The sequence below is a fragment of the Ureaplasma canigenitalium ATCC 51252 genome, from assembly GCF_000712165.1.
Taxonomy (GTDB): domain Bacteria; phylum Bacillota_I; class Bacilli_A; order Mycoplasmatales; family Mycoplasmoidaceae; genus Ureaplasma; species Ureaplasma canigenitalium.
In genome coordinates, this window is sequence record NZ_JONZ01000007.1 from 1 (window position 1) to 8,296 (window position 8,296).

Below are 8,296 nucleotides of genomic sequence, written 5' to 3' on the forward strand. Positions count from 1 at the left end.
GTTAATCATTCCAAAAACACCATCATTTAATGTTTGTGATGAGTAGACTGGGTAAATACCTGGATTATCACTGATGTAAGGTTTTGAGTAAACTTTTCCTCGTGTGATATCGCAAAGTTCACCAATTTTATAAAGTCTAACTTCTCTATTAGATAACGAAAGTTGGATAGTTAATTTATTAAGGAGTTCTAGATAGGCATTATTTAATTCCCCCCCCCCCCGCTTGAATTCTTATCAAAGTCTAACAATAGATTCCGATAATATTCGTATTGTTTATTTCTTAGGTTGATTTCAAGCGGAAGACCAGTAGTGATATCTTTTGAATAAGTTTCAAGTTGGTCGAGAATATTAACAATTTTGTTTTGGATGGAAAGGGAAGGAATTGGGACTTGAATGTTTTCAAAATCCTTAATTCTAAGTAAAGCTAAAGAAACACCTTTAGTTTTGTCTTTCAATAAATTCCCAAATATAAAAAATCAATAATACAAGAATTTAATATTAAGTCTTTCCTTAAAATTGCTGTTAAGAGTAAAAACAGTAAATTGTTGATTGCATATAAAATCAGTAGTAATTAAGGCATGTTCACCAATTGTTGCTGTAGTCGATATTATAAGAGAGTTTCTCGGAAAAATTTTTCTACAACTTTTAACCTTCTGTAAAGAATTTGCTAAAATTCGCCCGTTTAATCTGATGTCATCGAGTCTAAATCATGGAATTGTCCCGTTAGTCCAATTATCAGTGTCACCCTTTGGAGGAGTATAGCCACCGTAAATATGAAATAACTCACGGAGAGGTTTAAAATTAATTTTATTGTCAGTTTCTTTTACATTTCCCTCTTCCGGCAAATACTTTAAAATCCGGTCTAAAAGATCAGTATTATTATCAAAATCAAGGATTTTGTTTAAGTAGTAACTATACTGTTTATCACGTAATTCCAGTTCCTTTTCCAGTTCCTTTTCCAGTTCCGTAAATTTATCCAAAATTTCTACTATTTCATTCTGGAAGGAAAGAGGAGGAACAGGGATTTCAATGTTTTCAACTACATTGCTCATTAAGATGAAATTATTAGATGCTCTATTAACAAATCTAGGAAAAACGATACTACTTATATATATGAAAGATATTTAGCACTAATCACTGAACTATCTTTGATTTTAAGTTTTCCACAAACATTAGTTACTGAAAACTTACCATTCCTATAGAAGACTGTTCCAGCATACTGTCCATTTGTTGTTCAAGTAACATATTCACCATCAAGATCATAAGTGCTAATCTTTCCAAGAATACCATCATTTAATGTTTGTGATGAGTAGACCGGGTAAATACCTGGATTATCACTGATGTAAGGTTTTGAGTAAACTTTTCCTCGTGCGATATCGCAAAGTTCACCTATTTTATAAAGCTTGGTATCTTTTCTTTCTTTGATTCTTTGAAGTAAACTATTAATTTTTTTATCACAAAACATCCCAAACTCCTTTTAAACCTTACTAATATTATTAATGAATATGTTAAATCTTTTTAACATAGGTAGATTAAAGAAAATATGACCTTCTTAATTAATCTTATTATATGTTATGAATTAATCCTTAATAAGATAAGCAAATTAATTTATTAATAAAAAAACACCGTGTGTTCTCGAATGAAAACTCAGGTGTACACATTTGTTTTTTTATTATAGAAAACCAAACTTTTTTGTTTCTTTAATTAAAAGGAATTTGAAGTAAAATTACATTTTCGCGATAGTTTTAAATTTTCAAACCATTTTTCACCTTAGGCTTAAATAGTTTTTTGTTAGAACCCATTTGATTCTTACTCGTAAGTTAAGCTCATTTTTAAACAAAAAACCAAGTCACACACTTAATTTTTTTCATAATTTTAATGTGATAGACCTGGTTTTTAATTTTGGGAAGCCTTTGCTTTCAGCAAAGTTCTTTAGTATTTTTCTAAACTATTCTTGGAAGAAATTACTTCTAGCATGCTCTTTATCAGCTTTAGAAATCGCAAATGGTATTCTTGTTGTATATTGAGCTCTCGCTGCGACTATTTGTTTTGTTGGTCATCTAAAGACATTTGTGTTTCATTGAGCAACTAAATCATTATATAAATCTCTTGATGCGGTAATTTCTTTTTGAAGAATTGAATTTTGCTTCATAGCCTGAGCAATCGCACCATGTGCTTTAATGTCCGGATAGTTTTCAAGTTGAACATTAATCATTCGATTAATTGACGAAAGTTGATTTTGTACTAATTCACGATTACTACCATCAACATGCATTCCGCTCCGAAATTTAGCAACTTCAGTGAGAATTTTATCATCAAGGTTAACTGCTTTATTAACAAGTGAAACAGTATTTTGAAGAACTTGAATTCTTTGTTCCATATAGTTATCAATAGTACTAGCGGCACCTTGAATTCTTTGTTCTAATTGTTGAAAATAGTTTTTTGCTTTAATTTTTAAAAATAAGAAGATTAAACCAGGGAGTATTCCAAGAATTCATAAAATGAATTCGAAGAAAACAGAACCCCCTCCAACCTTAACTGGAATTTGTTTATTTAAAACAGCTGTATCTCTTCCCTCATCCATTGCTGGCGTCGACATTTCATCTAACATATTTGCCATAACAAATCCCTCCTTTTAAGTGAAAAACATTAATATTAAATTATAAAATATTTGGGAATTTTATGGAACAAAAACCGTTTAAAATTGTCAAATTATGGGTTCATTTTTAATGTTTTTAATTGATCTTTTCTTAACTTCTTAATCACTTCGTGTTTCACATCACCAGAGAATTCATTTTCATTATATTGACTATAACCTTTAAACAAGGTAACAGCATTAGTAGTTTTATTTGGATCATTAACTTCTGCAACATTACTAAAATTAATTCCAATAACATTAAATCGCGAATCGATAGCCATTGAACCAGAAGAACCTGTTTTTAAACCTGTGTCGGCATTTAAATAAATAATACTACCTTGATTAAGAGTCCATTTATCCATTCCGTGTTCGTGTTTAGGATGAAAAGGATTTTGATATTCCTTTCATCAATTGTTTAGTTTATTTCAATCTTTATTCTCTTGCTCATTATATCGATATCAAAGATGGTTAACATCTTTTTTATCAAAATAACGATATTTCGAAGCAATTAACCCACCCTTACCTTTTGAGTAAGCAAAAGATTGATTAAAACCAAATGTTTGTGGATAACCAGCGACAAAGATGGTGTTAAAAGGTGAAATATAGTCTTTATATTCGCTCTCTTCATTACCAAGTCCTGGGTATCAATCAGCTTCTTTATCAGTGTTAAGCAAAGGAAAAAGGGTCGGGAAAAGGTATTTAATAGTTGTTTCATCAATATCAATTTTGACTAGGGCAAAATCCATTCCACCATTCGGTGTTTCACCGATACGAACGGCTTCACTATATTCTTCTTTTGATTGATCAAGATAAATTTGTGAAACTAATGAATCAGCTTTAATTCCACCACTTCGGAATCGTGGAGTGTAATAAATAAAGTCAAGATATTGATCTCAAGCATTACCAGCTTTCCGTTCAGTCACAGTCTTATCAACAGAACTAAGAGCATCGTAAGTTTTATTGGTTGGACTACTTAAATTTGTATCTCCAAAGGATTTACCAAAAAGGAAAGGACTCTGTTTCTTTCATTTATCACTAAACGAAACTTCCTCATAACTTTTACCATATTGATCAACTTTATTTGTGAAAGTTTGACCTTCGTCAGCAGTAAAGCTTTGTAGACCAAATTGTGAAAACCCACTATATCAAGCATCTTTTCTTTTATTATTGTCATAACTTTTAAAAACCTGAGATCGGTCAAAAATTTTACTAAAATTAGGGACATGAGCATTTGTTGCAGCAAGGAAGGTGTAAACCTTTTGATTGTTTTTCGTCTTAGTACCGACTACCCGGTCAACAAGTCAAAATGTACCACCACCGTTAACTAAAGTGATTTGAGTGCTCGAATCGTAATCGTTCTTTTTTCTTGTTTTCCAATAGTTTCAACTTAACGAGAATGAACGATCATAAATATATTGAGCAAAATCTTTGTTACTCTTTAGGTTACTAACATTAGACTTGTCTAAATTAACTACTTGATTATCAATTAGAAGACTAATTGTTCCATCGTCATCATTAAAATTAGCCTTAATGGATGAAGGAGTATGATTAAGGTTTAAAAAATCCTTTATCGCTTCCATATTGATTAAAGTTAAAAATTGTGACAGATTGCTTGGTAAAAAACCAAAAGGATTTTGTTTTATTAAATTATTGATTAATGAAAAATCAATGGTCAATGAATAATAAGATGTGTTAGCATCAAAATTCATCAAGTATGTTTGTGAAGGTAAATATTGTTTCTCAAGATATCTGGTATAGAATTGTGCTTTTTCAGTTTCGGTTTCACCGAACTCACCAAGAATACCAATATTTTTAATATGAGATAAAAACTCTTTTTCAATTCTTCTTCGGTCTGTTGAACCTGTGAGAATGTCTGGTTTACTCTTTAAATAGGTTTGCAAATTAAGGAAGTTGCTACGATATTGATTAGTCTTTTGAATTAATTCAAAAGCACTAAGCATTTTCCCTTCACTATTATATAAGTCGTTTTTGCTTAAAGAGTGAGCAAATGCATCATTACTTAAGTGGGAGTTAAGGGTAGTGTCGGGTTGATAAAAATTCTTTAAGATGAATTGTCCCGGATTGTGTTTTGGTTCAGTTTCAGGTTTTTCTTTTGGATTGTTTTGATTAGGTAAATGAGGTTTATTACCTGGTGGTGTTGGTTGTTTAGCATCTTTTAAAAGATGACTAATAATAAATTTAGTGTCAGGTGCTACTTCGACATTATAATCATTGTTATTTTTAATTGAATGAGCAGTAATTTTACTAATTGTGTATTCTCGGTTGATATCTAAATTTGAAACATCAAAATAAGCAACATGGTCAAGGAATTTTGATTGTTTTAGAGTAATGGTTTCAAAACCATGAGAGGTTAAACTAATGGAAAAATTAAAGTCAGTAATGTCGGTTGAATGATTTTTATTTTGATTCGGATTAACCATTACACCAAAATAAAGCTCAGTCTTACTAGATATCTCATTCTTTTTAATCCCAACTGGTAAAGAAATGGTAAGACCTGTACCATAATTATCAGGAAGTTCAGGGAGGAATGTACTACTTGAAATTTGATAATTAAATTGGGGAGAGAAAAAACCATCCTTAACAAGAGTATAAGTAAGGGTTAACATATCACTGGTTTTAACTGCACCTAGAAGTTCAATATTGACCTTACTATCCTTGTTTTTGATTTCATAACTACTTAGTTGATTAATTTCATTATTTGTTACGGAACTAAAAGTTCGTTTGTTACTATTCTTAAAGGAAAATTGGATGTTCTTGTTTAAACTATTAAAATCAATTACAGGATCTTTTTTAAATGAAGATTGGTTAATTTGATAGGTTTTAATATTAGATATTTCATTATGGTGAACAATTTGATATTCAACATTAATATAAGCCGGTGTATTCTTTACTAATGATGCTCTTACAAACCTAAATGAAACATCCTTAAGAAGTCCGTCATAGTGGAATTGATAGTGAGATGAATCAAATTTTGCATCCTTAAGATAGATGTTTTGACTGTCGTTGTAAGTAATTGAAAGTTTCTTTAAATCAATCGCATCAAAATTATATGGAGTCTTAAATACATCGCTACTAATTGAATAGGTAAAACCTCCTGATTTAATCCCTTTGCTTTCCAGTTCATAAGTAATTACGAATCGATTAGATGCTTTATATATTGATTTAACATTGATTTTGAAATCGACATCAAGTCCTGAAATATTAAAGTTACTTAGACTGTTAGTAGCATCTTTAAAAAGGATATTTTTAGCATCGATATAAGTAAATTGTAATTTGCTACTTTGTAGTGCTCAGTTTGGTTGGTTGTTATTTTGTTTAAACTTGGTTAAAGGGATTAAATCATCAAATAAATCAGATTCCTGGTTGTTTTTTTGGAGTTTATACTCAACTAAAATCCCTTTATCAGTTTTCTTAACTTTAACTAAAACAACATGGATGTCATCTTCGGGAAGATTAAAGGTAATCTTGTCAAAATCAATTGTTTCAGGGACATTTTCATAAAAAATATTTTGGCTATTCTGATAATTAAAAACGGTAACATTAGCTAATTGCTCTCAATTTGCTTCAGTCATCTTTTGATTAGGATCGATATTACTAAATTCATTTTTCTTAATAATGTAGGAATAAGGTTTAGAAGTTGATTTATCTTTTTCTAACACATAAGAAATATGAATTCCATCATTCTCTAGGGTTGCACCAATAATTGTAATTTTTGTTTTAGGTTCATTGATAAAAGGAAGAAAGTTTTTAGTATCCTTAATATCTTCATTACGCAAATTGTTAAAGAATATTTTGTCACTATTTTTGTATTTAATGACAACAAGAGATGCGAGACTATCGAAGTTAGGAGCTACTTTTTCCTTCTTTTCTTCCTTCTTAAAAAAATCGTTGGAAATAAATTTTTGATACTGTTTTGAATCCCTACCATTTTTATTTAAGGAATAGTAAACAAAAATACCACCTGTGTCTTTCATCGCTCTAATGAAGTCAACACGAGCATCGGGGTTAGAAAGAACATAAAACTCTTTGTCTTCTTTAGCATCAACAAAAAGTGTATTTTCAGCATTTAAATAACTCACTTTTGTTTTCTCATTAAGTTTATTAAAATCAACATCATCGTTGTCCGCCGTTTTTTTACAACTTGCGATAATTATTGGAGTGACAACAAGCGATGCAGTTAATAAACTGAAAATTATTTTGTGTTTTTTAGTCATAAATACCTATGAAAATGGTTTATCGTTTCTTAATAATGGTTACGAAATACATATTATAAATTAATTTTATTTCTTTTCAAAATTGAATTATTTAAAATGGCAAAAGAAAAGACTGTTATTAAAAAAATATTGCTTTTTGGTCGTTTTGTTCATGTTTTTAATATCATTTACTTAGTAAAAACAAAGGAAATCAACATGTATATCGAAATTAATCACCCCTTAATTAAAGATAAATTAACACGAATGAGAAAGACATCAACAGTTTCAACCGTCTTTACAAGTAACCTTGAGGAATTAACACAATTAATGGTTTACGAGGCTACTAAAAATCTAGAATTAAACGAGATTGATATTATGACACCGGTAGTAAATCATGCGACCGGATATAAACTAAAAAATAAAATGTGTCTTGTACCAATCTTAAGAGCTGGTATTGGAATGGTCGATGGAGTTAAAAATTTAATTCCAACAGCAAGTGTAGGTCACATAGGTTTATACCGTGACGAAAAAACACTTAAACCTGTTGAATACTTTAAAAAATTCCCTAAAAACATTAGCGAATGTGATGTTATCATTCTCGACCCAATGTTAGCAACTGGTGGTTCAATGGTTGAAGCTATTAACATTGTAAAACAACATCAACCTAAATCAATTACAGCTGTCTGCATTGTTGGAGTGATGGAAGGAATTAATAATGTTACAAAAAACCATCCAGACGTGAAAATTTATCTTGCTTCAATTGATGAAAAATTAAATGAAGATGGTTATATTGTTCCTGGTCTTGGAGATGCTGGTGATAGAATATTTGGTACTAAATAGAAAATAAACTAAAGAGGAAAAGAAAAACAGGTATAGCACCTGTTTTTTTAGTTTTAAATATTAATGGAGCAGATAACGAGAATCGAACTCGCATCTCGACCTTGGCAAGGTTGCGTTCTACCACTGAACTATATCTGCATATTATGATTATAACAAAACAAGGAATATTTATATTATTTCTTGTTGTCATAGTCATAAAAAAACTAGTCGGTTTGACTAGTTATTGCGTGGCAATGACCTATTTTGTTTTTGACTATCGTCGGCTCTAGAGTGCTTGACTTCTGTGTTCGGGATGTAAACAGGTATTTCCACTCTGATATGATTACCACACTATGATCATTCTCTGAAAACTGAATATTATCATTCATCTAAATTTAAACAAGGATTTACATAAGTCCTCGAATAATTAGTATCGGTTAGCTAAACACGTCACCGTGCGTACACATCCGACCTATCAACGTTATGGTCTATAACGATTCTTACGCCATTTAAGGCAGGGAAGATTAATCTTGAAGTTAGTTTCACACTTAGATGCTTTCAGCGTTTCTCTATTCCACACGTTGCTACCCTGCAGTGCCGCTGGCGCGACAACAGGATCACAAGA

5 protein-coding genes, 1 tRNA gene and 2 rRNA genes are annotated in these 8,296 nt (G+C 30.7%); 1 reads left to right on the plus strand and 7 read right to left on the minus strand.

The genetic code is table 4. The features are described 5' to 3' along the window. Positions 1 to 203: 203 nt before the first annotated feature. From T416_RS03965 to T416_RS0102020, 4 genes are all read right to left on the minus strand, one after another. The gene (locus T416_RS03965) at positions 204 to 1,052 is read right to left on the minus strand and encodes a restriction endonuclease subunit S (protein WP_156953976.1); all 849 of its coding nucleotides are present in this window, start codon (positions 1,050 to 1,052) and stop codon (positions 204 to 206) included. 53 nt (positions 1,053 to 1,105) lie between these two features. After that, the gene (locus T416_RS03970; RefSeq protein WP_031489159.1) at positions 1,106 to 1,465 is read right to left on the minus strand and encodes a restriction endonuclease subunit S; all 360 of its coding nucleotides are present in this window, start codon (positions 1,463 to 1,465) and stop codon (positions 1,106 to 1,108) included. Positions 1,466 to 1,948: 483 nt separating this feature from the next. Continuing rightward, positions 1,949 to 2,620 (minus strand): LemA family protein, encoded by a 672-nt coding sequence (locus T416_RS0102015; RefSeq protein ID WP_031489160.1) that lies wholly within the window; start codon positions 2,618 to 2,620, stop codon positions 1,949 to 1,951. Between the two features lie 92 nt (positions 2,621 to 2,712). Further along, on the minus strand, positions 2,713 to 6,873 hold the full coding sequence (locus T416_RS0102020; protein ID WP_031489161.1) for an MAG2960 family serine endopeptidase lipoprotein: 4,161 nt from the start codon (positions 6,871 to 6,873) through the stop codon (positions 2,713 to 2,715). Positions 6,874 to 7,068: 195 nt separating this feature from the next. On the opposite strand from T416_RS0102020, the gene upp reads away from it, so the two are divergent. Beyond that, positions 7,069 to 7,692, plus strand: a complete 624-nt coding sequence (gene upp, locus T416_RS0102025) for a uracil phosphoribosyltransferase (protein ID WP_031489162.1) — start codon at positions 7,069 to 7,071, stop codon at positions 7,690 to 7,692. A gap of 64 nt (positions 7,693 to 7,756) precedes the next feature. Here the strand turns inward: upp and T416_RS0102030 are convergent. The 3 genes from T416_RS0102030 to T416_RS0102040 form a co-directional block, all read right to left on the minus strand. Further along, positions 7,757 to 7,830: transfer RNA gene (locus T416_RS0102030), tRNA-Gly, on the minus strand. Between the two features lie 87 nt (positions 7,831 to 7,917). Continuing rightward, positions 7,918 to 8,022: ribosomal RNA gene (rrf, locus tag T416_RS0102035) — 5S ribosomal RNA — on the minus strand. Positions 8,023 to 8,078: 56 nt separating this feature from the next. Further along, a 23S ribosomal RNA gene (locus T416_RS0102040) occupies positions 8,079 to 8,296 on the minus strand; the annotation flags it as partial.